Genomic DNA, 25,273 nt, shown 5'->3' with positions numbered 1-25,273 from the left:
AATGGTTATAGACATAATGGCATAAAGACATATAATGACAGAAAGAACATGTTGAGTCGTGTTTTTAATGGTTATAGACATAATGACATAAAGACAAAGAATGACAGAAAGAATATGTTGAGCCGTGTTTTTAATGGTTATAGACATAATGACATAAAGACATAGAATGACAGAAAGAACATGTTGAGCCGTGTTTTTAATGGTTATAGACATAATGACAGAGTGACAAAGAATGACAGAAAGAACACGATTAACAAGGATTTTAATGTACCTCAAATAAGATACAGAGTGTGCAGAACAAGGTATGATACAACCGCATATAGCACCGTAAGCAACGAACAGCAAGACGTTAGGGGTATCTCGGTGATTACGCCCCTCCCTACGGGGGAGGGGACGGGGAGGGGCCAGCTGGGGACGGGGGAGGGGCCGCTTGTTTCTGTGTCGGGTGTTGTGTGAGGGGGGCTTCCTTATCTTCTTTTTCTGACATAATTCACAACTTTTTTTCTTTTCGGCTTTGTCTATATGTTTTTATTTGCTATCTTTGCGGATGATTGAGTAGATTTTCCTTAAAAGGGAGTCTAAGACATACATAATGTTATGAGTAAGATAAAGACAATAGGTATCTTAACCTCAGGCGGTGATGCCCCAGGTATGAATGCAGCTATACGTGCTGTGACCAGAGCAGGCATATATAACGGTTTTGAGATAAAGGCCGTCTATAGAGGTTACGAAGGATTGATAACAGGTGACATAAAGCCTTTTACGACCGAGAATGTCAGTGGCATTATCGGTCAGGGCGGTACGATTCTTAAGACGGCACGCTCAAAAGGTTTCACAACAAAGGAGGGTAGACAGCAAGCATACGATAACCTTGTTAGTCAGGGTATTGATGCTCTGGTGGTCATCGGCGGTAATGGTTCGCTGACGGGTGCTATGTTGTTTGCACAGGAGTTTGATTTCTGTTGCATTGGTCTGCCTGGTACGATAGATAATGACCTTTATGGTACGGACAGTACGATTGGTTATGACACGACGATGAACACGATTGTGGAGTGTGTAGACCGTATTCGTGATACTGCTCAGAGCCATGAGCGTATCTTCTTTGTGGAGGTGATGGGTCGTGATGCTGGTTTCTTAGCTCAGAACTCGGCTATTGCGAGTGGTGCTGAGGCCGCTATCATCCCAGAAGACTCAACGAATGTCGACCAGTTGGCACGCTTCATGGAGCGCGGCATACGTAAGTCTAAGAGAAGTTGTATCGTCATTGTGTCAGAGAGTCCAAAGTGTGGTGCGATGTATTATGCCGACCGTGTGCGCAATGAGTTCCCTGATTATGATGTTCGTGTGTCAATTCTTGGACACTTGCAGCGTGGTGGTCGGCCATCAGCTCGCGACCGTATCCTTGCAAGTAGTACGGGTGTTGGAGCCATAGAAGCCATCATACAGGGTCAGCGCAATATTATGGTAGGTGTGAGAAACAACGAGGTAGTCTACGTCCCATTGTCTGAGGCAATCCGTTCAGACAAGCCTTTCGACAAGAAGCTCATCAAGGTACTCGACGAGTTGAGTATCTAAGTGCACCTCTTCCACCTTATTATATATATAGAAGAAGTAATAATAAAAAACAAGAAAGATATTTTATGTCACAGATTAATGGGCGCATTTCCCAGATTATCGGTCCTGTTATCGATGTTTACTTTGATACTAAGGGCGAGAATCCTGAGAAGGTTCTGCCAAAGATTCACGATGCTCTGCGTGTTAAACGACCAAATGGGCAGGATTTGATTATCGAGGTACAGCAACACATCGGAGAGGACACTGTACGTTGTGTGGCCATGGACAATACGGATGGTTTGCAACGTGACCTTGACGTAGTACCAACGGGTAGTCCTATCGTCATGCCCGCTGGCGACCAGATTAAGGGTCGTATGTTGAACGTTATAGGCCAGCCTATCGACGGTATGAAGGCACTGAATATGGAAGGTGCATACCCTATCCACCGTGAGGCACCAAAGTTTGAAGACCTCTCTACGCATAAGGAGATGCTTCAGACGGGTATTAAGGTCATCGACCTATTGGAGCCTTATATGAAGGGTGGTAAGATTGGACTCTTTGGAGGTGCCGGTGTAGGTAAGACGGTGCTTATCATGGAGTTGATTAATAACATCGCTAAGGGTCATAATGGATACTCTGTTTTTGCCGGTGTGGGCGAGCGTACACGTGAAGGTAACGACTTGATACGTGATATGTTGGAGTCAGGTGTTATCCGTTATGGCGAGAAGTTCCGCAAAGCCATGGATGAAGGCAAGTGGGACTTGTCGCTTGTTGACCAAGAGGAGTTGCAGAAGTCGCAGGCTACTCTTGTCTATGGACAGATGAATGAGCCACCAGGGGCACGTGCTTCCGTGGCTTTGTCTGGTCTGACCGTTGCTGAGGAGTTCCGTGACCATGGTGGTAAGAATGGTGAGGCAGCAGATATCATGTTCTTCATCGATAACATTTTCCGTTTCACACAGGCCGGATCAGAGGTGTCAGCATTGTTGGGTCGTATGCCGTCAGCCGTAGGTTATCAGCCAACATTGGCCAGTGAGATGGGTGCTATGCAGGAGCGTATCACCTCAACGAAGCATGGTTCAATCACTTCAGTACAAGCCGTTTATGTGCCAGCAGACGACTTGACCGACCCAGCGCCAGCCACTACCTTTACTCACTTGGACGCAACAACAGAGTTGAGTCGTAAGATCACCGAGCTTGGTATCTATCCTGCGGTAGACCCACTGGGCAGTACTTCACGTATCCTCGACCCACTGATTGTTGGTAAGGACCACTATGAGTGTGCGCAGAGAGTAAAGCAGCTGTTGCAGCATTATAATGAGTTGCAGGATATCATTGCCATCTTAGGTATGGACGAGCTGTCAGATGAGGATAAGCAGGTGGTGAACCGCGCTCGTCGTGTGCAGCGTTTCCTCTCTCAACCATTTACTGTTGCAGAGCAGTTCACGGGTGTTAAGGGCGTTATGGTACCAATCGAGGAGACTATCAAGGGCTTCAATGCCATCTTGAATGGTGAGGTAGACGACCTACCAGAGCAGGCCTTCTTGAACGTTGGTACGATAGAGGATGTCAAGGAGAAGGCTAAGCAGCTGTTAGAAGCATCTAAGTAATCATCTTCTTGTACAAATAGAATAATAATTGAATTGTCTATGTTGACACTTAGAATAGTTTCTCCTGAAAGGATTGTCTTCACAGGTGAGGTGGATAGTGTGATGGTTCCAGGAGCAGTAGGACCTTTCGAAATCCTTAACAATCACGCACCTATCATCTCAACGCTCGTTGAAGGCAAGGTAGAATATACCGTAAAAGGAGTGAAGACGGAGCTTCAGATAGTAGGCGGGTTCGTCGAGGTGAAGAAGAATAACGTCGACCTCTGTGTAGAAATCTAAGTAAGATAATCGACGGAGAGCATAGTTAGTATGATGGATTACGATAAAGTCTATAAGAAATACTATAAGTATAGTCTGTGGATTGCCGCTGCACTCTATCTTATTGGGATACTTGTGGTGCAGCTGACAGAGCGTTTTTCCTACATACCGATGCTTACGATTAGTGCTGTCTTCTCCGTTGTCACAGCCTCTATCTATGGAGGTGCGTGGAAGGCCATCGTCAGTCAGTCGCCAGCAGTGCTCAATAAGTTCTATCTTGCAGCGTCAGGACTGCGGATGCTATTGGCTTTCATGGTGATAGTCGTCTATGCCTTTGTGGTGAAGGACCGTACGAGACTGATCAGCTTCGCCGTTATCTTCATGATATTCTACCTTATACTATTGGTATTCGATACCTTCTATTTTTACAAAGTGGAAAAGAACAATAAAATTAATAAATAACGAATGAAATATCTCAAGCATCTGTTTTGCATGGTGATGATGCTCTTCCTGTTGCTACCTGGTGCTGCGGCGTCAGAGAGTAAAGGGGAGGGAGTAAACCTGCAGGAGATATTGTGGGGACATATCAAGGACTCATACGAGTGGCATATAACCAATATTGGAGATAAGCCCATCATCATCAATCTACCAGTCATTGTGAAGACATCAAACGGCTGGTACATGGGTTGGGCTGAAGACTTCGCTGAGGAGCCCTTAGAGAGTGGTCCGCATGCGGGCTATCGACCTTGTAAAAACAACCCCGACCTGTTCATTGCGACGAAAGGAAACTATGAACGACGTATCGTGAAGATACAGAAGGATGGCACAGAAGTGCGTCCTTTCGATATCTCAATCACTAAGTCGGTGTGCGTACTCTTCATTGATGCCATCATTCTCATGCTTTGTATCTTGATACCAGCACGCTGGTGTCGTCGCCATAAGGTGACCGATAAGGCCCCAAAAGGCTTTACTGGCTTGATGCACATGTTTGTGATGTATGTCTACGATGAGGTGATTAAGCCAACATTAGGTAAGGAGTCCGATCGGTATGCACCTTATCTTCTGACGTGCTTCTTCTTTATCTTCGTGGCTAACATCATGGGTATCGTACCATTCCCACCGGGGGGTGGTAACTTGACAGGTAATATCACCATTACCTTCTTCTTAGCTGTTTGCACCTTCTTAATAACCAACTTCTCTGGAACAAAGCATTATTGGAAGGATATCTTTTGGCCAGATGTACCCGCATGGTTGAAGGTTCCGGTGCCATTGATGCCTGTGATAGAGATATTCGGTATCTTTACTAAGCCCTTCGCATTGATGGTGCGTCTCTTTGCCAATATGATGGCAGGACACGCTATAGCGTTGGCACTTACCTGTATCATCTTCATCATGGCTACGATGGGCATAGTCCTTAGTACGTCCATGACGGTGGTGAGCGTGGCAATGAGTATCTTCATGATGCTCTTGGAGCTTCTTGTAAGTTTCATTCAGGCCCTGGTATTCACGATGTTAAGTGCCGTCTTCATCTCTTTGGCACGTGTCCATGAGGCAGAAGGATAAACAGCAGTAAACAAGCAGTGGGCGACAAGCAATCCTTATCACCCACATCATGACAAGAAAACAAAAACAATTAATAATTAAAAAGCAAAAAACTATGTTGACATCATTGTTATTAGCAGCAGAAACTGCAAAGTTAGGCGCCGCTATCGGTGCAGGTATCGCAGCCGTAGGCGCAGGTCTTGGTATTGGTCGTATCGGTGGTCAGGCTATGGATGCCATGGCTCGTCAGCCAGAGAAGATCGGTGAGCTTCGTTCTGCTATGATTATTGCAGCGGCATTGGTAGAGGGTGTTGCCTTCTTTGCTGCAATCATTGCGCTCCTCTGTGTATTCTAAACAGCGCAGAAGAATAATTGAATCAAAATTGGTAAGAAAAGTAATTTAGCAGCTTATGTCATTATTATTGCCAGATAGTGGCTTACTCTTTTGGATGACACTCGTCTTCTTAGTGGTCTTCTTCGTCTTATGGAAATGGGGCTTCCCTTCTATCATCAAGATGGTGAACGAGCGCAAGGAGTATATTGACGAGAGCCTTGCCAAAGCCGAGGAAGCCAACTTGAGGCTTGCTAACATTCAGAAACAAGGTGAGGAGCTGCTTATGGAAGCACGTGAGAAACAGGCGCAAATCCTTCGGGAAGCGTCTGAGACACGTGATACCATAGTCGGACAGGCACAGGAGAAAGCACACGAAGAGAGTGCTCGCATCCTCTCAGAAGCTAAGGCAGAGATTGAGAGTCAGAAGCAGGCTGCCATCCGCGACATCCGAGCACAGGTTGCCGAGCTCTCTGTGCAGATAGCTGAGAAGATACTGCAGAAGGAGTTGTCGACATCAGCCGAGCAGACTCAGTTTATCGATCGCTTATTGGATGACGTTACTTCTACTAACGGAACAGAAAGTAAATAATCGCTTATGAATACAGGTGTAATATCGGTTCGCTATGCTCGTGCGCTCTTGAAGGCTGCTTGTGAGCAGGGTATCGAGGACAAGGTGTATGCTTTTATGCAGACACTTGCCCAGAGCTACCTCCAAGTGTCCGACCTCCGCATGACGATTGAGAGCCCGATGCTTCCGAAGGAGAAGAAGCGCAAGCTATTGGAAGTAGCCTGTGGTGGCGACTGTCCTAAGTTAGTTGAGAATTTCTTCGACCTTGTCTTAAAAGAAGACAGAGAGGACCTGCTACAGCTCATGTCGAATGACTATGTCACGCTTTACCGTAAGCTGAAGCATATCATACGTGGGAAGGTGGTCACAGCCACGCCGGTCTCTGCCCAGACAGAGGACAAGATGAAGGAGATGGTACAGTCCAGAGCGCAGGGAACAGTTGAGTTCAACACTGAGGTTGACCCTTCACTCATCGGTGGATTTATCCTTGAGTATGACACTTATCGGATGGATGCCAGCGTGAAGAGCAAACTGAATGCTATCCTCACACAATTAAAACAGTAATTAGAATAATAAACATGTCAGATAAAATTAAACCAAGTGAGGTGTCTGAAATCCTTATTAAGGAACTGCAAGGCATCAACTCCGAGGAAAAGTTTGATGAGGTCGGCAACGTACTGACCGTCGGTGACGGCGTGGCACGTGTCTATGGCCTTCGAAACGCTGAAGCCAACGAGTTGCTTGAATTTGAGAATGGCACCATGGCTATCGTCATGAACTTGGAAGAAGACAATGTTGGTTGTGTCCTTCTTGGTCCTTCTGAGGGCATCAAAGAGGGTCAGAGCGTGAAGCGAACCCACCGCATTGCCTCTATCCGAGTTAATGATAACTTCTTGGGACGTGTCGTCAATCCGCTTGGAGAGGCTATCGATGGCAAGGGGGAAATAGACCTCACCGGTGCTTTCGAGATGCCACTCGACCGTAAGGCACCGGGTGTTATCTATCGTCAACCCGTTAAGGAACCACTTCAGACGGGTCTGAAAGCCGTCGACTCCATGATACCTATCGGTCGTGGACAGCGTGAGCTTATCATTGGCGACCGTCAGACGGGTAAGACAGCCATTGCTGTTGACACCATCCTCAACCAGAAGAGCTTCTATGAACAGGGCAATCCTGTCTATTGTATCTATGTCGCTATCGGACAGAAGGCCTCTACCGTGGCTACACTGGTGCAGAACCTCAAGGAGCGTGGAGCCTTACCTTATACTATCATCGTGAGCGCTACGGCTGCCGACCCTGCTGCTATGCAGTACTATGCACCGTTTGCAGGTGCGGCTATCGGCGAATATTTCCGCGACCGTGGCTACTCTGCTCTCGTCATCTACGACGACTTGTCAAAGCAGGCGGTGGCTTATCGTGAGGTATCACTGATACTTCGTCGTCCGTCAGGACGTGAGGCCTACCCTGGTGATGTGTTCTATCTCCACTCTCGACTACTTGAGCGTGCAGCGCGCATCAACAACCAGCAGGAGATTGCAGAGAAGATGAACGACCTGCCAGAGTGTATGAAGGGACATGTAAAGGGAGGTGGATCGCTCACCGCACTGCCTATCATCGAGACCCAAGCAGGCGACGTGTCAGCCTACATCCCTACCAATGTAATCTCTATTACCGACGGTCAGATCTATCTTGAAACCGACCTCTTCAACCAAGGCTTCCGCCCTGCTATCAACGTGGGTATCTCCGTTTCGCGTGTAGGTGGCTCCGCACAGATAAAGAGTATGAAGAAGGTTGCAGGTACGTTGAAAATTGATATGGCGCAATATCGTGAGTTGGAAGCGTTCTCTAAGTTCTCTTCTGACATGGACAAGGTCACCGCTATGACCCTTGACCGTGGACGTAAGAACAACCAGCTACTTATCCAACCACAGTATAGCCCAATGCCAGTAGGAGAGCAGATTGCTATCCTCTACTGCGGTGTACATGGCTTGATGCGTGACGTACCAGTCGACCAGGTTCGCCTTTGTCAGGACCAGTTCCTCGACACCATGCGCACCACTCATGCCGACGTCATCAACGACTTGGCTGCTGGTAAGCTCGAAGATACATCTATCAAGGTAATCGAAGAGGTCATGGGCAATATTGCCGGACAATTCAAATAAAGACTATAAAGAATGGCATCCTTAAAGGAAATCAAGACTCGTATAGCCAGTGTTCAGAGCACGCGTAAGATTACAAGTGCCATGAAGATGGTGGCCTCGAGTAAGCTGCACCATGCACAGAATGCTATCGAGAGTATGCTTCCCTACGAGGCGATGCTCGAACACATTCTAAAGACGTTCCTTGTCTCTACACCGGATACGGACACTCCGTTCGATGAAGAGCGACCTGTCAAGCGTGTTGCCTTGCTCGTTTTCTCCTCTAACAGCTCGCTCTGTGGGGGATTCAATGCCAATGTCATCAAGCTCCTGCAGCAGACTATCGACGAGTATCATGCTAAAGGGCTGACCGACAAGGATATTGTCATCTACCCCGTAGGCCGAAAAGTGTTCGAGGCAGCGAAGAAGCGTGGATATGAATGTGTCTATCCCTATCCGCAACTCGCTGATAAACCTAACTCTGAGGAGTGCCGTAATATCGCTAAAGAGTTAGGACAGAAATGGCTTAAAGGTGAGTTCGATAAGGTGGAAATCATCTACCATCACTTCAAAAGTGCTGGTAGCCAGGTCTTACAACGTAAGAATTTCCTGCCTATCGACCTTGAAGAGGAACTTAATGAGGATACTGTGCGCGACCTCTCTTCGAACATCTCGACGAAAGCAGCGCAGGACTATCTCAGGAAGAAGGGACAGACTGAAACACAGAAGTCTAATAGTGAGACTGTCACTCCTCTGAATGATGACTTCATCATTGAGCCTGACTTGCATACTGTCTTGACATCACTCGTACCGAAACTACTACATCTCATGGTCTACACTGCCCTCTTAGACAGTAATGCCTCAGAGCATGCAGCACGAATGGTTGCCATGCAGACCGCTACGGATAACGCCGACGACCTGCTTCGCTCACTCAACTTGCAGTATAACAAGTCGCGTCAAGCAGCCATCACGTCTGAGTTGCTCGATATCATGGGTGGTTCGGTAAACAACTAATCACTCGGTCGTCGCACATCATGCACGGACTGAGTCTAACCATCAAAGGGGATAAGCTATAACGCTTGTCCCCTTTTTTTGATGGGGAAGGGCAGGGTTAGAAAGATAGCGGCCCCTCCCCCGTCCCCTCCCCAAAAGGGAGGGGCGTAATCACCGAGATACCCCTATAAGAAGGATGTAGGCCTCATGTTGCACCTTTATTTATATCTACAATGGCTATAACGTTCTGTGTTCTCTGTATGCCGGAGGCGTTCTGTGAGATCGAAACAGTGCGCAAAAAGGTTCTGCTGGTTCTGTGAGTTCTGTGAGAGAAAGAAATGTCCTTTGTGAGAGAAGGAACTCCCCAGCGAATCTCAAAAACGTTCTATTTCTCACAGAAAAACACAGATGAACAGAACACACAGGGGTCAGAAAAATGGCGGCCCCTCCCCCGGCCCCTCCCCCGAAGGGAAGGGGAGTAATCACCGAGATACCCCTATAAAAAGGATGTAGGCTTCGTTACGTCCTTTAATGGCAGTCTTGTAGGGGTAACCTCACATTTCACTCCCCTCCCTACGGGGGAGGGGTTGGGGGAGGGGCCACCTCCTCATGGGCTCGAACAGTGCGCAAAAATGTTCTGTTAAATCTGTGTGTTCTGTGAGAGAAAAAACTCCCCAGTGAGTTTCGCAGTTGTTCTATTTCTCACAGATAACACAGAAGAACAGAATACACAGCATCCCACAGAGACATTAAGTCAACCGATTTCACAGAACGTTACAGCCAACGTTAGCTAATCATCAGCACCTAACACTCATCACCCAACACCCAGCTTTAGCAGTAACGCTCTGTGAACTCTGTATGCCGGAGGCGTTCTGTGGGCTCGAAACCGTGCGCTTAAAACCTCCGTGACCTCCGTGTGCTCTGTGAGAGATAAACCTCCCCAACGTGGGAGGAAGCTAAGCTAAGAATCGGTGAGCGACCCCTTTTGTGATGATGTGAGTCATACTTAACTTGCGTGAAAAACCTTTACAGGACACGACAAAGTCGCCCTTTACTTACGATGGGAATATTGAAAAGGAAGTGGAATATAACCACCACGTCCTCAGAGAGTTACGAACACGAATTGAGAACATGCCCTTCTTGTACCAAGAAGGGCGTCTTCTACGTGCAAGAAGGGCATGTTCTCGAACGTTGAAGGGCGTTCTTTTGAGCGTTGAAAGGCATGGACAGGGTGAGAGAGGGACGAAAATAGTTTACATATTCGGCCAGTTGTTTTGGCGTGAAGAGGATGGGGGGGCTTCTTCCTCGTGCTTGGAGAGAGGCGATGAGAGGAAAGTCATCACTTGCAATCCACCTTCAACTCATTTGTCATAGACAAAGGTTTTGGAGGAAGAAGAGGAGTCTCTACAGAAGTCTTGGTCCTTGCACGGAGGATAAGAGAGCTGTTACCTATTTTGTAATAAAGATGATATCCGATAGACTTGTATATTTCTTTTGATTAAAGGTAAATTCGATTATTTTCAGAGAATCATCATTGAAAGAATCGAGATAGCGCTTCACAGTTGGTTCAATGAGTGTGAAAGCCCGTTTCATCTTCCATGATTGTTTCATATCCTTGGTGTCAACAAGAACAAGGAATAGGCGGTTCTCTGCACCAAACAAACGAGCACTTTGGTTTTCGTAGAGCCATTCCATCAGTTCTTCTGGATGTTTGCATGCCTTGTCAATAATCTCTTGTTTATGTTTTGTAAGCACCTCAATGATGTTTGAATGGCCGTGGTTTTCAAGTTCTTCTTTAAGGAATGTGAGCTGTTCAGCGTCAGATAGACCCTTGTCGGGGCTTATATTGACTTTTTTCGCTTCTTTTTTAAGCCAAGCAAGCTCCTTGTTTCCTATCTTGTCTTTGAGTTTCTTCTCCATAAACTCATTCGGGAAATAAGTCACTTTAAGGTCTATTGGATATTTATCGATAAAGAAGTCCACGCTTTTTATCTCTCCAATAGCCGAGAGTACACGCTTGTGTTTCTTAAAGATAGACTCAATGAGGTAGGATGTCCAGTTGTTATACCAACTTGTCTGAACGAAGTTCCATGCGTTTGCCTGTATCTCTTTCGCTTTCTTTTGGAGGGTGTCATAGTCACTGATAACCTTGACATATCTCCTAACAAGGTATTGGTCGAGCGAGTTGTTTTGGTCGCCACCCCATTCATAAGCGTTTATCTTGCGCAGAGCAGTCCTCACTTTATCCTCGTCGACGCCCATTTCTTTATACCATTCATTATTCCTGTTTCGCAAAAAACAGTCAAGTTGTGGTATCAGCTCAGATTTGTTTTCTAACAAGGCATATAGTTCGGGGAACTGTTCCTTCACTTTCGTCGATTTGAGCGTGAGCTTGTTTTCCTTAACAAATTGCGTTATCAGTGTTTTACGGCATATCGCCCTCACTTTGAGATAGAGCAAGGCTTTATCGTTATTGTTAAAGGCGAACAGGTTGTTTGTGCGGAACTCGTGGTCCCATTTCTCATAGGTTGTCATGTTATTTATTATGTTTTACATATTAATAAAATCTCGCTACTCCCCGCAACGCTACCTTTCCCGCCTCTACCATTGGTATATCTCTTATGTTCTACCTTAACTTTTCTATAAGGTTCAATCATGTTCACCATCGTATTTATGTCTGGGTAGCTTCGGTCATTATAGCTAACAAGCCAAGTGGGGATATGTTGTGCCCTTTCAAACAACAGTTTTAAGCTGTTAATAGCCTCACTGTTTTTATCGAAGCCACTATATCTCTTAGGTTCATAACGCTTGATGCCATTGACGAATTGTTTGTCTTTCCAATACTCGACGAAGGTCTCAAGGAGGTGATAAAAGGACTGGTAATCCGCATGACTATTGCAGTAAGGTGGGTCAAAGTAGACTAAGTCGACATCAGACAATGTCGGCAGGAGGTCCAGTATATTCTCTTGAAAGCTTTTGTTGGCCTTTTGGTTATCAAAAACAGCAGCATTGTAGTGTGGCAGAATATCAAGGAAGATGTCCCTTAAAGGGCGTATTAAGCTGCGGTTTCTCTTCACTCTTGCAGGGTCTTCAGCGTAGGTTAATGCTTGAGTATGGGCAAAGTGGCCCATCGTAACCTTCCTTGTCATACTCCTACACATGACCGACAGGGCCAGTGACTGCTTGAATGTGTTTTGTAGACGAGGCACATTACTTCTAAAGCTATCGAGCCAAGCCGCCTCTTCTGGGTAGAAGAAGAGGTTTGCGTATAGCTTTTCTATCAGGTTATATTCCGTCGGGTTCTGATTAGGAGAGAATAGGATGTCAATGTCTTCTTGGTTAAGTACGTTCCCAGCGTTCTCTATCAGTGCCTTACCAATTTGATAGTTAAAATTCAAGAAATCGTTAGTATAGGTAGTCTTCCCCATCTGCTTCAGCAGATAAGCAATGGATTGTGAGCCTCCAAAAGCGTCAAGAGCAACGCACGAGTCAGTCGGGATGAATTGTGCAATCCATGCCCTATGAATGTATTTCGCGCCCAAGTACTGTGGTTCTGGGAACTTATAATTCAGATAATCATTCTTGAATAAGGAACACTCCATTATACTAATGTATCTACTATTGGTAAGATTAAATGATAGTCTCAGCCCATCTCGAATAGCTTTGCTTGTTAGCTATCGTGAACAAAACACATGACTTTGCCTAACACTGTCTGGTGTAGGCTTAAAAGTGTAAGTTATCAGCGGGCAACCTTTAATCCTTTTGATAGCTTCGTCTTACGTGAGAATATTATTGTTTGATGCAAAGTTATTATTTTTTGGTAATACTTACAAACAATAAACAAAGTTTTCTCTCCTTTTATTAGCCACTTTGTTGGGGTAACTTCACGTACTAATAGCAGCTGGCCCCTCCCCTTCCCCAGCTGGCCCCTCCCCCTCATGGGCTCGAAAAGTGCGCCAAAAGGTTCTGTTAAATCTGTGAGTTCTGTGAGAGAAAATAATATCCACCATGAGAGAAAGGAATGTCTTCTGTGAGAGAAAAGTCTCCCCAGCATAAGAGAAAAAACTCCCCACGCCTTATGTTCGAGGCCCAGTAGGCGTAACCTCTCATACTACCTCCCTATCTGAAACGAGTCAGCAGAGTGATAAAAAATCCTTACAACCCACCAAGCTGACCACCCTCAACACACGCATATATCATCGCCTACAACCGAGGATATAACCCACAAGAAATCAGCGTGTTATGTTTAGCCTTTGAGAATATGCCCTTCTTGCTCGTAGAAGACGCCCTTCTTGTGGCATGAAGGGCATGTTCTTGAACGTAGAAGGGCCTCCTCTTGTTGCATACTCGGCCTTTGCTCGAAAAGAGAAGGGAGCGGCCTGCAAAATATATTGACATTTTCTATTTACATGGTTAGTATTCTTTCACTCAGGGAGGGCTTTTCTCTTTCTCACAGAAGAACACAGATGAACAGAACACACAACATTCAAAGCAAGTAGTGGCCCCTCCCCCTTCCCTCCCCCAAAGGGAGGGGCGTGATCACCGAGATACCCCTATAAGAAGGACGAAGGCTTCATGTAGTCCCTTAAACATATCAACAATGGCTATAACGCTCTGTGAACTCTGTATGCCGGAGGCGTTCTGTGAGTTCGAAACTGTGCGAAAAAATGTTCTGTTAAATCTGTGAGTTCTGTGAGAGAAAAAACTCCCCAGTGAGTTTCGCAGTTGTTTATTTTTCACAGATAACACAGAAGAACAGAACACACAGCCAACAGAAGCCTCACCCCCAGCCCCTCTCCGAATGGAGAGGGGAGTGATCACCGAGATACCCCTATATGTCCTCCGTATGTTCAGCAGCCCTTCTCCTCCTAACACCAGACTAATAGGGGTAACCTCACATACTAACTACCAGTTGGCCCCTCCCCCTTCCCCTCCCCCGAAGGGAAGGGGAGTAATCACCGAGATACCCCTATGGGTTAGAGGCCCCTCCCCCTTCCCCTCCCCAAAAGGGAGGGGCGTAATCACCGAGATACCCCTATAAAAAGGATGTAGGCTTCATTATGTTCTTTGTTGGCAGTCTTGTAGGGGTAACCTCACATACTACTCCCCTCCCTACGGGGGAGGGGCTGGGGGAGGGGCCAGCTGGTGTAGAGTGTGGGGCCAGCTGTTGTTGGGGTGAGGCCGGATTTTCCACTGATTCACCCAACACCCATCAGTGGTGGAGAGGAAAGTGTTAAATATATTAAATATTGTATAGTCAACAATGAATATTCAAAAGAATATGTTTATATTTGTGACCGACTTTAAGAGGAAAACGACTCCTTTAATGAAGCCTAAAGCATAAAACCTAATAACAGAGCAAATCATAAACCTAAAAAGTAAACGGTTAGAACGCCTAAAAGTTGGCATTAAAAGTAATCAAAAATATACAAAAACCAATTATTTATTACAATTATGAAGAAAATCTTTACACTACTTTCTTTGTGCTTTGTTGCGTTGTCAACATTCGCACAGAACTGGGTTACTACTCCTGAGAGTGGTCAACAGTATTACATTGCAGTAGGTGACAAGAAGGTTGGCTATGTTACAGCTAATGGTAATGGCGAGAAGCTGACAGCTAAGACTGCTACAGAAGGTGACAAGGAAAAGCAGACTTGGACTTGTACAAAGGGTGCTGATGACAAGTGGACATTCACTGTTACAGTGGAGGGCGAAACTTGGACAATGTTTACTTTGACAGAGGCTGAGGGTAAGAATCCTCGTCTTGCTGCAGGTACCGATCAGGGTGAGTACCTCAAAACTTACACTATGGTAGACAATAGTGATGACCCTTCTGCAGCTTTTGCAGGCATTAAGATGGTTGATAGCGAAGATGCAAACTCTTACGTAAACATCTATAGTGGTCAGAGGTTAGGTAATGAGTATGGTCCTTGGGCTAATGGCGACTCTGGTTCTAAGGTTTACTTCATCAAGGCTTCTGAGGTAGAGATTCCAACTTGGAACTTCGACTTTAATATTTTCCAGCAGGGTGACAACAGTACTCGTTACTTCATCCAGTTCAACAGACCTGCAGCTAACAACCCAACATACGGTCCTACTGGTTTGAATGGTCTGACAGGTAATAAGTTGATTCTTTCTGTTGACAAGGATACACTGATTGCTGACTCTCTTGTAAAGGGTGATGTAAACTTCAGATATAAGGTATGGCACATTACAAATTTCGATGCTGATTCTAAGAAGATAGTTCTCGTTAACGAGGCAGGTCAGTACATCAAGTTCGTTACATTCGAGACAGAGATGCCTGGTGGTAACGATATGTATAAGAAGAATGAGGCTGGTGAGTGGGTACGCAACGGCAAGAGCGGTGGTGGTAAGATGAATGGTGGTTTCATAGCAACTACAGATCCACAGGAACTCTACATCTTCGACAGCAACCAGGGCAGCGAGTGCTACTCTATCGGTGACAGCAGTGACAGAACTACAAACAACTTCCTTAATACATGGGGTAACGTAGGATGGCACCACTTCATGGGTAAGTGGGCGGTTAACGACATTAATAACGCCCTCAAGTTCATTCCTATCAATGACATTTTGAGTGACGAGGAAATCGCAGAGATGGATAAGGCAACTGGTATCTCAAACGTTAAGGTACAGGACAAGCAGGCAAATGGTTATGTCTACACCCTCGATGGTCGTTTGGTATCAAAGAGCCTTAATGGTCTTGCAAAGGGCTTGTACATTGTAAATGGCAAGAAGGTTGTTGTGAAGTAATTCACAATGAATAAACTAACTCTCATCGGTCGGGAATCAGTGCAAAGAATAAGAGTGATTACTGCATTGTTGACCGACTGATAGGGTTAAGGGGCTGTATCAAAAGCAAGGGTGTACCAGCGTGTGTGCCCTGTCAGCAGGTAAAGCATAGGAGCACGTAGTGTGCAGTCCTGTTGTTGACCACTGATATGATTTTGATACAACCCCCTTTTTCGTCTTATCGTTCAAACGTAAATAATTATAACAATATATCTCATTTTATATATCTATGAATATCTGTAAGCGTATTTGTGCTCTTTTCCTCTTGTCTACAGTCTGTGTAGGACAAGTGATGGCACAAGGCTACCCTCGTGTTAGTACCGTAGGCAATGAGCATTGGTACTATGTTAAGTATCTTCGGTCTAATAACGTGTTGGAAGACAAGGGCGATAAGCAAGGTTGTCGCACGGCTGTTCCACAGGTCATGGGCGCCGACCGCCAGTTATGGAAGATCGTTGAGGCAGACGGGTTTAGCCGTAATAAGAAGTACCAGTTGGTTAGTAAGAGCGGTCGCACGCTTTATGTCAATGGTACAAATCCAAGTAGTTCGCGCTTCAAGGCAGCTACGAAGGCTACAGATATTACCTCATTCCACATCTTCCAGAGCACGAACAGCAGTTATGGGGAGGGAGCGTTAGAGCTTGCGCCAGACTCCACAGGCAGCAACGCCATGAACCAAGTGGCCGAGATAAGGGTCGGTCAGGAGTTAGGACTATGGACCATAGGCGACGTCAACAACCTCTTGTCGTTTGTTGATAAGGACGAGATGGTGTTCCCTTATACGATGCCTGTCATCTCAACAGCGGCAAACCCCGTTTATTACTACATTCAGTTTCAGACAGGCAACTGGCTTCTAAGTGCTAAGGGAGAGAAGGCTACCTGCCAGACAGCATCGTTGCATAACGGTAATCCCGATGATATGCTGTGGAGAGTGGCCGAGAAAGATGGTAAGTACAGCTTTGTCAGCAAGAGTGGAAAGATACTCTACGTCAGCGATTCATACGTGAATGCAACCAAGAGCCGCACCGTTAAAGACACACTCTTTACGATGGTAGAGTCGAAGAATACGCTGGGCGGCTTCGAGATAGGTAAGTCTACCAGTGGACGCAACTTCTTTAATATGTTTCAAGGAGCAGGCGATGGTAAGTACATCAGCTTCTGGGACTTAGGCGATGGCGGTAATGTGGTGCGCTTCGTGCCCTCTGATGAGATGGTACCCGTGTCTGGTATTACTACCTTCAACCCTGCCAACAAATACACACTATGGTACACAAAGCCCGCAACCAACTGGATGACCTCCTGTCTTCCTATTGGTAACGGACAGTTCGGAGCCACATTAATGGGCGATGTAGCCATTGATGACGTACAATTCAACGATAAAACGCTATGGAGTGGAAAGCTCGGAGGACTGACAAGTACGGCAGCCTACGGTTATTATCTTAACTTTGGTAACCTATATATACGCAGTCGTGAATTGACGAAGGTGACCGACTACGTGCGTTATCTTGATATCAACGATGCCGTAGCAGGTGTGCGTTATACGATGGATGGTGTAGCCTACGATCGAACCTACTTTGCTACCAATCCCGATAGTTGCTTGGTAATCCGCTACACAGCCTCAGAGAAGGGTAGAATCAATACCACCCTCACACTGAAGAATCAGAACGGCAGGAACGTTAACTATACCGTTGATAATAACAATCAGGCCACAATAACCTTTGAGGGGAAGGTGGCACGCCAGAATGACAAGGGTGCGACAACCCCAGAGAGCTACTATTGTGCAGCGCGCATCGTGACCGATGGCGGTAGTGTCACTAAGAATGCAAAGGGCTTGATAGAGGTCAGTGGTGCTAATAGTATGACTGTTTACCTCCGTGGCCTGACCGATTTCGACCCCGACGCAGCCGAGTATGTCTCAGGAGCCGACCGTCTTGCAGGACGTGCCACAGCGACCGTCAATAATGCAGAGAACAAGGGTTACGATGCCTTGTTAGCAGCCCATAAAGCCGACTATAAGTCGCTCTTCGACCGTTGTCAGCTGACCCTCGCTGATAGTAAGAACACTATCCCAACGCCGCAGCTCATCAGCAACTATCGTGACAACCAACATGACAACCTCTTCTTAGAGGAGCTCTACTTCAATTACGGGCGTTATCTCCTTATCAGTTCAAGCCGTGGTGTGTCGCTACCAGCCAACTTGCAGGGTATATGGAACGACAATAACACCCCAGCATGGCACTCAGATATCCATGCAAACATCAACGTACAGATGAATTACTGGCCTGCTGAGCCTACCAATCTGTCTGAGCTTCATCGCCCATTCCTCGATTACATCTATCGAGAAGCATGTGTGAAACCTACATGGCGTCGCTTTGCAAAAGACATGGGGCACGTCAACACGGGATGGACACTACCTACGGAGAATAACATCTATGGCTCTGGTACTACCTTTGCCAATACTTATACTGTAGCCAATGCGTGGTATTGTCAGCACCTCTGGCAGCACTACACCTACACAATGGACAAGGAGTTCCTACGCACAAAGGCCTTCCCAGCAATGAAGACGGCTGTCGACTATTGGTTTAAGAAACTTGTCAAGGCTGCTGACGGTACTTACGAATGTCCTAACGAATGGTCGCCAGAACACGGACCAACGGAGAATGCGACCGCACACAGTCAACAGTTAGTATGGGACCTCTTCAACAACACGCGCAAAGCCATTGCTGTTCTCGGTGATAACGTGGTGTCTAAGTCGTTCCGCGACTCGCTCTCTACTTATTTTGCAAAGCTCGATGACGGGTGCCATACTGAGGTCAATCCCGCTGATGGAAAGACTTACCTCCGTGAGTGGAAATACTCTTCACAGTTTAACAACCCAAATAAGATTGGTACTAAAGAGTATATTAACCACCGTCATATCTCCCATTTAATGGGACTCTACCCCTGCTCTCAGATCAGTGAAGATGCCGATAAGACCGTCTTCGAGGCAGCTCGTACGTCCTTGATAGCCCGTGGTGATGGTCACGGAACAGGCTGGTCACTGGGCCATAAGATAAACCTCAATGCCCGTGCCTACGAGGGTCTCCACTGTCATAACCTCATCAAACGAGCCTTGCAGCAGACCTGGGACACCGGAACTAACGAAGCTGCAGGAGGTATCTATGAGAACCTTTGGGACGCACATGCGCCTTATCAGATTGATGGTAACTTTGGTTACACAGCGGGTGTGGCTGAGATGCTCTTACAGAGCTACAACGACAAGCTCGTTATTCTCCCTGCTTTGCCTACCAGCTTCTGGCAGAAAGGTTCGGTGAAGGGCCTTAAGGCGGTTGGTAACTTCACTGTTGACATTGATTGGGACAATGCGAAAGCAACGCAGATAAGGATTGTCTCAAATGTAGGAACTCCTTGCGTCGTTAAATATACAGGTATTGCAAAGGATTATAAGGTGACTACTGCCGACGGAAAGAGCGTGGAGACGAAGCGTATCAGTGATGATGAGATTAGCTTCCCAACCGTTGCTGGAGGCAAGTATATCATCGTCTCAACAACCCCTAACGCTATCGCCGCTGTCACAGGTAGCCAAGAAGGTACCATCGCTACCGTATGCTATTACAGTCTCAACGGTGCAAAGGCCAACAGCACACCCTCTCATGGGGTCTACATCAAGCAGATGAAGTATAGTAACGGTACGACGTCTACAACCAAGGTAATCAACTAATCACACGTAAAATATCCTACCCACACTCCGGCACAGGCCCGAGTGTGGGTTCATCTAACAACAACTATTATCTTTCATGGATATGAAAACAATCAGAAAAATGGGTCTTCTCGCATCGCTTATGGCCTTAGCACCCTCCGTGCTATGGGCACAAGCGTGGGATGCGAAGCCCCAAGGCGGTAAGACCTACGTCATCTCTGTGGGCAAGAACACGCAGGACGTGCTCGTACCCTACAAGTACTCTTGGCTAAGAGATACGGGACTTGCGTTCCAAAAGTATATCGAAGGCAAAGACGAACAGAAGTGGAAGCTCGTTGAAGTGCCTAATAAGCCGGACTGTTATCAGTTGGTTAATGCCGAGGGCGAGCTGGCCTTTGACATGGCACTTAATGATCCTAAACAGGCTTCGGGCTACCCTTGTATGTGGGATCAGACCATTACGAATCCTAACCAGCAGGTTTACATCACGAAGAAAGGCAATGGCTATCAGCTGAGTGCCGTCTCTGGTAGGAATGGTCAGACCTATTATGTGACAACAGGGGTGCAGAAAGGAAACGACCCAATGCCCTGTGGATGGGAAATAAGCCAGAGTCGTGCTGCCATAGCACACTTCAAAGAGGTGGCACCAGTCGTTATTCCGCAGGCAGCCGACTGGGAGAATGCTACCGTCTATGAGCGCAACAAGGAGCAGGGACACGCCACTTACATGCCTTACCCATCAACGGCTGCAATGAAGGCCGACGGTCAGCGTTATGACAAACCATGGTTGGAACCAACGGGCGCAAACTACCTCAGTCTCAATGGAACGTGGCGACTACGTTGGAGCGAAGGCCCTAAGCCAGTGCTCTTAAGCAAGGACGAGTGTTGGGGCGATGATGTTAACACAGACGGTTCAGCGTGGAGCGACATCACAGTCCCATCTTGTCTTGAGATGAACGGATACGGTAAACCGATGTATGTCAACGTTGACTATCCTTTTGTAGATAATCAACCTTACATCCGTATGAAGCCGGGCTTGACCAACTCCGTGGGTTCTTATCGTCGTGATTTCACCCTACCTGCAGGCTGGGAGAGCAAGCGTGTGTTCCTACACTTTGATGGTATCTACTCGGCAGCATACGTTTATGTCAACGGACATGAGGTGGGCTACACCGAAGGAGCTAATAACGTCAGTGAGTTTGATGTAACGAGATACGTACATGCAGGCAAGAACAATGTCGCTGTACAGGTTATTCGCTGGAGCGATGGGTCGTATCTTGAAGGACAGGACATGTGGCACATGAGTGGTATTCACCGTGATGTCTACCTCGTGGCAACGCCTAAGACCTATCTTGCCGACCATTATATTAAGTCGACTGTCACACCGGACTTGACAACTGCTGGGCTGGGTAGTGCGGCTACAACAGTAGACCTCACCGTCTGCAACCGTGATAAACTCGCTGCGAAGAAGACCGTTACTGTGACGCTCTACGACCCATCTGGGAAGGAAATAAAGGCCCTTTCAGCCGACTTCCAGTTTGCTGCTGGCGACAGCGTGATGACGAAGACCATCGATTTCGGAACTCTCTCTGGCCTTAGACTATGGTCGGCTGAGACGCCAACGCTCTATACCTTCACTTTCAGCCAGTCGCAAGATGGCAACGAGGAGGAGGCTTTCTCTACGAAATATGGCTTTAGGAAGATCGACCTCAGTAAGGGGTATCTTGAAGTGAACGGCCGCCGCACCTATCTTAAAGGGGCTAACACGCAGGACACCGACCCATTGCATGGACGCAGCATCACCACCGACCTTATGTTAAAGGATATAACGATGATGAAGCAGTGTAACATGAATACCGTTCGTACCAGCCACTATCCTCGTCAATCAAAGATGATGGCTATGTTCGACTACTACGGCCTCTTCGTCGTTGATGAGGCTGACATGGAGTTGCATAAGAACTGGGAAGGCTCAAAGACCATCATCAATAACCCTAATTGGACAGGTGCTATCGTCGACAGAAACGTACGTAATACGCTCCGCGACCGCAACCATCCGAGTGTTGTCTTCTGGAGTCTTGGCAATGAGAGTGGCTCTGGTCTGAACATCATGGCGGCCTACAACGCTGTTCGTAAGCTCGATAACCGTTATATCCACTATGAGGGTGCAACACGAGACAATGCTGAGGGCACTGATCTCCACTCTGTTATGTATCCTGCAATGGATGCTTGGCGCAGCGGAACAACGGGTCCTGTGACCGAAGATGTGAACCATCCGAACACGAACAAGCCTTACTTTATGTGCGAGTATGCCCATGCTATGGGTAATGCCGTGGGCAACCTGCGTGAGTATTGGGAGGCTATGGAGGGCTCTCAGATGGGTGTTGGCGGATGTATCTGGGACTGGGTTGACCAGAGCATCTACTCTTACGACGCTATAAAGAACAATAAGCTGACTGAGAATGGGTTCCCTGCTTATATCACGGGATACGACTGTCCGGGTCCTCACCAGTATAACTTCGTTAACAACGGACTGGTCAATGCCGATCGTGCATGGAGTGCTGAGCTCGACGAGGTGAAGCGTGTTTACCAGTGGGTGGGCTTCGACTTGAATACTGAGAAGCGTCAGGTCAAACTGACGAATAAGTATCTTGACCGCAACCTCAACCAGTTCTATCTTAAATGGACGCTCCTTGCTGATGGTAAACCCGTACAGGATGGCACTTTCAAGAACCTGAACTGCGCTGCTGGCGGTACACAGACAGTCGACTTGAAGTATAACGCTTCGAAATATGCGAATAAGGAACTCTTCCTTAACATCGGCCTTTATACGAAGGAGGCTACTGACTGGTGTGACGCTAACTATCCTGTTGCGGAGTATCAACAGCAGTTGGCTCAACGCACAGAGACCCTCGCCAAGGTGGATAACAATAAGGCCGCTGTCCTCCACGCTACGAAGAACAATGACGGTGGATATACCTATACGAACGGTAAACAGAAGGTTACTTTCGACGGACAGGGCAATATCACACTTTGGACTTACGATGGTCATAATGTCTTCCGACCAAACAGTGGACCGCAATTCGACCGCTATCGCTGGATTGAGAACGATGGTCCGATGGAGGCTTACGGCGATGCTCCTACCGACAATGGCGTGACAGCGCAGACAGCTAAGTTCCAACTCGCTGCTGACGGCAAGTCGGCTACGGTCAACGTGAACCAGAATGGCAAGTATGGTAAGGCTTCTTATCAATACACGGTATATGCGAATGGCACCATCGACCTCACCAGTACGTTTGAAGCGCAGGCTGATGGCGTAAGACGATTGGGCTTCACAGTCGACCTGCCAACCGACCTGACGAACGTACGCTACTATGCACGTGGACCACGAGCAAGCTATATCGACCGCCTCGATGGCGAGGACTACGGTATCTATGAGGCTGACGTGAAGGATATGTATGAGCCTTTCGCACACGCACAGAGCAATGGCAACCGCATAGGACTGCGTTGGCTGACGCTGACAAAGGCTGATGGTACGGGCATGAAGATTGAGACTGCGGGCGACGTAGCCTTCTCCCTCAACCCTTGGAGCGATGCTGAATTGCGCACATCACGCCACGAATGGGAGCTACCAACGTCAAATCGCACCGTAGCCCACTTTGATGCCATTCAACGTGGACTCGGTAATGGCTCTTGTGGACCGGGTCCTCTATCCAAGTACACCATCAAAAAGGGTAAGCCATACGTTAATACCGTGCGTTTCATCCCTTTTTCAGAAACGGCAGATAATCCTGCTAACGGAATATCTGCCGTGAACATCGACACTACAAACGCATCGCAAGTCTACGACCTCGCTGGTCGTAGACTCGCACAAGCACCTGCCAAGGGGCTTTATATACAAGGTGGGAAGGTCGTAGCCAACTGATTTCCATGTCAGCTGACCGCTCCCTCTACACTCTTCGAGGTGAGTCGGGCGTCCATCTGTCGTCCGACTCTCTTCGATTTAACAAGCTATAAACAAGCTAACAATACAATTTTTCACCTAAACTAATGTTTATCTAATATGACACAAAAGAACAACTATCTATTTCCATTGGCCATTATCGGCCTCTTCTTCTTCTCTATTGGCTTCGCATTAGGCATCAACTCCTATCTTATGCCAGTCTTGAAGAACGCTATGCACATCTCTGGTGCAGCGTCCAGTCTGTTGCTTGCAGCAACGTTCATTCCCTTCTTGCTCTTTGGCATCCCTGCTACGCATTGCATCCGACTGATAGGTTACAAGCGTACGATGGCACTCTCGTTTGCTATCTTTGCTGTTGCCTTCGCTTTGTTCATCCTTGCTGCGAAGCAGAACTCGCTGACGTGGTTCCTTATCGCCAGTTTCGTCAGTGGTGCAGCCAATGCTGTTTTGCAGGCATCGGTCAATCCCTACGTGACGATCTTGGGTCCGCTCGACTCTGCCGCACGTCGTATCTCGTGCATGGGTATCAGTAATAAGCTCGCATGGCCAGTGACGACGCTCTTCATCACCTTGGTGATTGGAAAGGGAATTGGCGACACTCAGCTCTCCGACCTGTACCTGCCTTTCACCATCATCATCGCTATCTTCCTCCTCTTAGGCGTCATCGCACTCTTAGCACCACTGCCTGACGTGAAGGCAGCAGGCGAGGACGAGAGCGACACAACGGCCAGCTCTAACTCTTACGCTGAGGGTAAGACGAGCATCCTTCAGTTCCCTCACCTCCTCTTGGGCTGTCTGGCCCTCTTCCTCTACGTGGGTGTCGAGACGATATCACTTGCCACAGCGACAGGTTATGCACAGTCCTTGGGCTTAGAGGGCGATAACTATGGTTTTATCCCATCCGTGGGAATGATCGTAGGCTACGTCTGTGGAGTCATCTTCATACCACGTTATCTCTCTCAGGCAGCGGCCATGCGCATCTGTGCCATCATCGCCCTTGTGGGAAGCATAGCCGTAGCCGTAGTCCCCAACCCCGTCTTCTCGGTTTGTTGCATCTTCCTCATGGCCTTAGGATGTTCGTTGATGTGGCCAGCACTATGGCCTTTGGCAATGGCCGACCTTGGTAAGTTCACCAAGGCAGGTTCGTCATTACTGACCATGGCCATCGCTGGTGGTGCCGTCATGCCATGGGTGCAAGGCCTCGTACAAGACGCTTTCTCCTATCAAACCTCCTATTGGGTCAGCGTCCCCTGCTTCCTCTTTATCCTCTATTATGGGCTTGCAGGGTATAAGGTGAGGTAGGAGGCGGCCTCACCCCCAACTAACCAACACACAACCACAGTCGGCCCAACACACAACCACAGCTGGCCCCTCCCCCGGCCCCTCCCCCATAGGGAGGGGAGTGAAATGTGAGGTTACCCCTACTGGCCTGCTTGCAAGGGTCGTTATGAGTTTTTTCTCTCACGCTGGAGAGGGTCTTTTCTTATGGTGGGGAAGTTTTTCTCTCACAAAGGGTATTTCTTTCTCTCACAGAGCTCACAGATTTAACAGAGCATTATTGCGCACAGTTTCGAGCCCACAGAACGCCTCCGGCATACAGAGTTCACAGAGCGTTACTGCTAAAGATGGGGGTTAAGTGATGGTTGTTAGGTGTTGATGATTAGCCATAGGGGTATCTCGGTGATTACGCCCCTCCCTTCGGGGGGAGGGGAAGGGGGAGGGGCCATCATCTTTCTGAACCTTGTGTGTTCTGTTCTTCTGTGTTCTCTGTGAGAGAAAGTAACCAATTGCGAGACTCGCTGGAG

The 25,273-nt window shown here is 47.5% G+C and carries 16 protein-coding genes; 14 read left to right on the top strand and 2 right to left on the bottom strand.

The features are described from left to right. The first annotated feature begins 597 nt into the window (after positions 1-597). The 10 genes from pfkA (at position 598) to HMPREF0666_RS00255 (ending at position 9,018) form a co-directional block, all read left to right on the top strand. Complete coding sequence (gene pfkA, locus HMPREF0666_RS00300) at positions 598-1,575, top strand: 6-phosphofructokinase (RefSeq protein ID WP_009010257.1); 978 nt, start codon at positions 598-600, stop codon at positions 1,573-1,575. Positions 1,576-1,640: 65 nt separating this feature from the next. Continuing rightward, positions 1,641-3,164 carry a F0F1 ATP synthase subunit beta gene (gene atpD, locus HMPREF0666_RS00295; RefSeq protein WP_009010256.1) on the top strand — a complete coding sequence of 508 codons (1,524 nt, stop codon included), beginning with the start codon at positions 1,641-1,643 and terminating at the stop codon, positions 3,162-3,164. Between the two features lie 39 nt (positions 3,165-3,203). Further along, the gene (gene atpC, locus HMPREF0666_RS00290) at positions 3,204-3,443 is read left to right on the top strand and encodes an ATP synthase F1 subunit epsilon (RefSeq protein ID WP_009010255.1); all 240 of its coding nucleotides are present in this window, start codon (positions 3,204-3,206) and stop codon (positions 3,441-3,443) included. A 30-nt stretch (positions 3,444-3,473) separates the two neighbouring features. Continuing rightward, entirely contained in the window at positions 3,474-3,884 is a 411-nt protein-coding gene (locus HMPREF0666_RS00285; RefSeq protein WP_009010254.1) for a hypothetical protein, read from the top strand. Positions 3,885-3,887: 3 nt separating this feature from the next. Further along, the gene (atpB, locus tag HMPREF0666_RS00280) at positions 3,888-4,985 is read left to right on the top strand and encodes a F0F1 ATP synthase subunit A (RefSeq protein ID WP_009010253.1); all 1,098 of its coding nucleotides are present in this window, start codon (positions 3,888-3,890) and stop codon (positions 4,983-4,985) included. 94 nt (positions 4,986-5,079) lie between these two features. Further along, positions 5,080-5,319 (top strand): ATP synthase F0 subunit C, encoded by a 240-nt coding sequence (gene atpE / locus HMPREF0666_RS00275; protein ID WP_004360677.1) that lies wholly within the window; start codon positions 5,080-5,082, stop codon positions 5,317-5,319. A 55-nt stretch (positions 5,320-5,374) separates the two neighbouring features. Next, entirely contained in the window at positions 5,375-5,887 is a 513-nt protein-coding gene (atpF, locus tag HMPREF0666_RS00270; RefSeq protein WP_009010252.1) for a F0F1 ATP synthase subunit B, read from the top strand. A gap of 6 nt (positions 5,888-5,893) precedes the next feature. Next, positions 5,894-6,430: a F0F1 ATP synthase subunit delta gene (locus tag HMPREF0666_RS00265; protein WP_009010251.1), complete on the top strand. Its 537-nt coding sequence runs from the start codon at positions 5,894-5,896 to the stop codon at positions 6,428-6,430. Positions 6,431-6,444: 14 nt separating this feature from the next. Further along, positions 6,445-8,028, top strand: coding sequence for a F0F1 ATP synthase subunit alpha (gene atpA / locus HMPREF0666_RS00260; protein WP_009010250.1), 1,584 nt, complete (start codon positions 6,445-6,447; stop codon positions 8,026-8,028). A gap of 12 nt (positions 8,029-8,040) precedes the next feature. Continuing rightward, positions 8,041-9,018: a F0F1 ATP synthase subunit gamma gene (locus tag HMPREF0666_RS00255; protein ID WP_009010249.1), complete on the top strand. Its 978-nt coding sequence runs from the start codon at positions 8,041-8,043 to the stop codon at positions 9,016-9,018. 1,428 nt (positions 9,019-10,446) lie between these two features. Here the strand turns inward: HMPREF0666_RS00255 and HMPREF0666_RS00250 are convergent. Next, a complete protein-coding gene (locus HMPREF0666_RS00250) occupies positions 10,447-11,532 on the bottom strand; it encodes a hypothetical protein (protein ID WP_009010248.1) in 1,086 nt (361 codons plus the stop codon). A gap of 8 nt (positions 11,533-11,540) precedes the next feature. Continuing rightward, positions 11,541-12,599 carry a DNA adenine methylase gene (locus tag HMPREF0666_RS00245; RefSeq protein ID WP_009010247.1) on the bottom strand — a complete coding sequence of 353 codons (1,059 nt, stop codon included), beginning with the start codon at positions 12,597-12,599 and terminating at the stop codon, positions 11,541-11,543. Positions 12,600-14,451: 1,852 nt separating this feature from the next. Here HMPREF0666_RS00245 and HMPREF0666_RS00235 point away from each other — a divergent pair. The 4 genes from HMPREF0666_RS00235 (at position 14,452) to HMPREF0666_RS00220 (ending at position 24,770) form a co-directional block, all read left to right on the top strand. Then, on the top strand, positions 14,452-15,768 hold the full coding sequence (locus HMPREF0666_RS00235; RefSeq protein WP_009010246.1) for a hypothetical protein: 1,317 nt from the start codon (positions 14,452-14,454) through the stop codon (positions 15,766-15,768). Between the two features lie 268 nt (positions 15,769-16,036). Continuing rightward, the gene (locus HMPREF0666_RS00230) at positions 16,037-19,528 is read left to right on the top strand and encodes a glycoside hydrolase N-terminal domain-containing protein (RefSeq protein ID WP_009010245.1); all 3,492 of its coding nucleotides are present in this window, start codon (positions 16,037-16,039) and stop codon (positions 19,526-19,528) included. 82 nt (positions 19,529-19,610) lie between these two features. Continuing rightward, a complete protein-coding gene (locus HMPREF0666_RS00225) occupies positions 19,611-23,429 on the top strand; it encodes a glycoside hydrolase family 2 TIM barrel-domain containing protein (protein WP_232214033.1) in 3,819 nt (1,272 codons plus the stop codon). 138 nt (positions 23,430-23,567) lie between these two features. Next, positions 23,568-24,770: a sugar MFS transporter gene (locus tag HMPREF0666_RS00220; protein WP_009010243.1), complete on the top strand. Its 1,203-nt coding sequence runs from the start codon at positions 23,568-23,570 to the stop codon at positions 24,768-24,770. Positions 24,771-25,273 lie beyond the last annotated feature (503 nt).

Source organism: Prevotella sp. C561, assembly GCF_000224595.1.
GTDB classification, from domain to species: Bacteria; Bacteroidota; Bacteroidia; order Bacteroidales; family Bacteroidaceae; genus Prevotella; species Prevotella jejuni.
The sequence above is the reverse complement of the archived record's forward strand: the minus strand, read 5'-3'. Positions and strand labels throughout refer to the sequence as shown.

Excerpts from the sequence above, each read along its gene's own strand:
- pfkA (WP_009010257.1), top strand. The coding sequence starts at position 598 with ATGAGTAAGATAAAGACAATAGGTATCTTAACCTCAGGCGGTGATGCC.
- atpD (WP_009010256.1), top strand. The coding sequence starts at position 1,641 with ATGTCACAGATTAATGGGCGCATTTCCCAGATTATCGGTCCTGTTATC.
- atpC (WP_009010255.1), top strand. The coding sequence starts at position 3,204 with ATGTTGACACTTAGAATAGTTTCTCCTGAAAGGATTGTCTTCACAGGT.
- HMPREF0666_RS00285 (WP_009010254.1), top strand. The coding sequence starts at position 3,474 with ATGATGGATTACGATAAAGTCTATAAGAAATACTATAAGTATAGTCTG.
- atpB (WP_009010253.1), top strand. The coding sequence starts at position 3,888 with ATGAAATATCTCAAGCATCTGTTTTGCATGGTGATGATGCTCTTCCTG.
- atpE (WP_004360677.1), top strand. The coding sequence starts at position 5,080 with ATGTTGACATCATTGTTATTAGCAGCAGAAACTGCAAAGTTAGGCGCC.
- atpF (WP_009010252.1), top strand. The coding sequence starts at position 5,375 with ATGTCATTATTATTGCCAGATAGTGGCTTACTCTTTTGGATGACACTC.
- HMPREF0666_RS00265 (WP_009010251.1), top strand. The coding sequence starts at position 5,894 with ATGAATACAGGTGTAATATCGGTTCGCTATGCTCGTGCGCTCTTGAAG.
- atpA (WP_009010250.1), top strand. The coding sequence starts at position 6,445 with ATGTCAGATAAAATTAAACCAAGTGAGGTGTCTGAAATCCTTATTAAG.
- HMPREF0666_RS00255 (WP_009010249.1), top strand. The coding sequence starts at position 8,041 with ATGGCATCCTTAAAGGAAATCAAGACTCGTATAGCCAGTGTTCAGAGC.
- HMPREF0666_RS00250 (WP_009010248.1), bottom strand. The coding sequence starts at position 11,532 with ATGACAACCTATGAGAAATGGGACCACGAGTTCCGCACAAACAACCTG.
- HMPREF0666_RS00245 (WP_009010247.1), bottom strand. The coding sequence starts at position 12,599 with ATGGAGTGTTCCTTATTCAAGAATGATTATCTGAATTATAAGTTCCCA.
- HMPREF0666_RS00235 (WP_009010246.1), top strand. The coding sequence starts at position 14,452 with ATGAAGAAAATCTTTACACTACTTTCTTTGTGCTTTGTTGCGTTGTCA.
- HMPREF0666_RS00230 (WP_009010245.1), top strand. The coding sequence starts at position 16,037 with ATGAATATCTGTAAGCGTATTTGTGCTCTTTTCCTCTTGTCTACAGTC.
- HMPREF0666_RS00225 (WP_232214033.1), top strand. The coding sequence starts at position 19,611 with ATGAAAACAATCAGAAAAATGGGTCTTCTCGCATCGCTTATGGCCTTA.
- HMPREF0666_RS00220 (WP_009010243.1), top strand. The coding sequence starts at position 23,568 with ATGACACAAAAGAACAACTATCTATTTCCATTGGCCATTATCGGCCTC.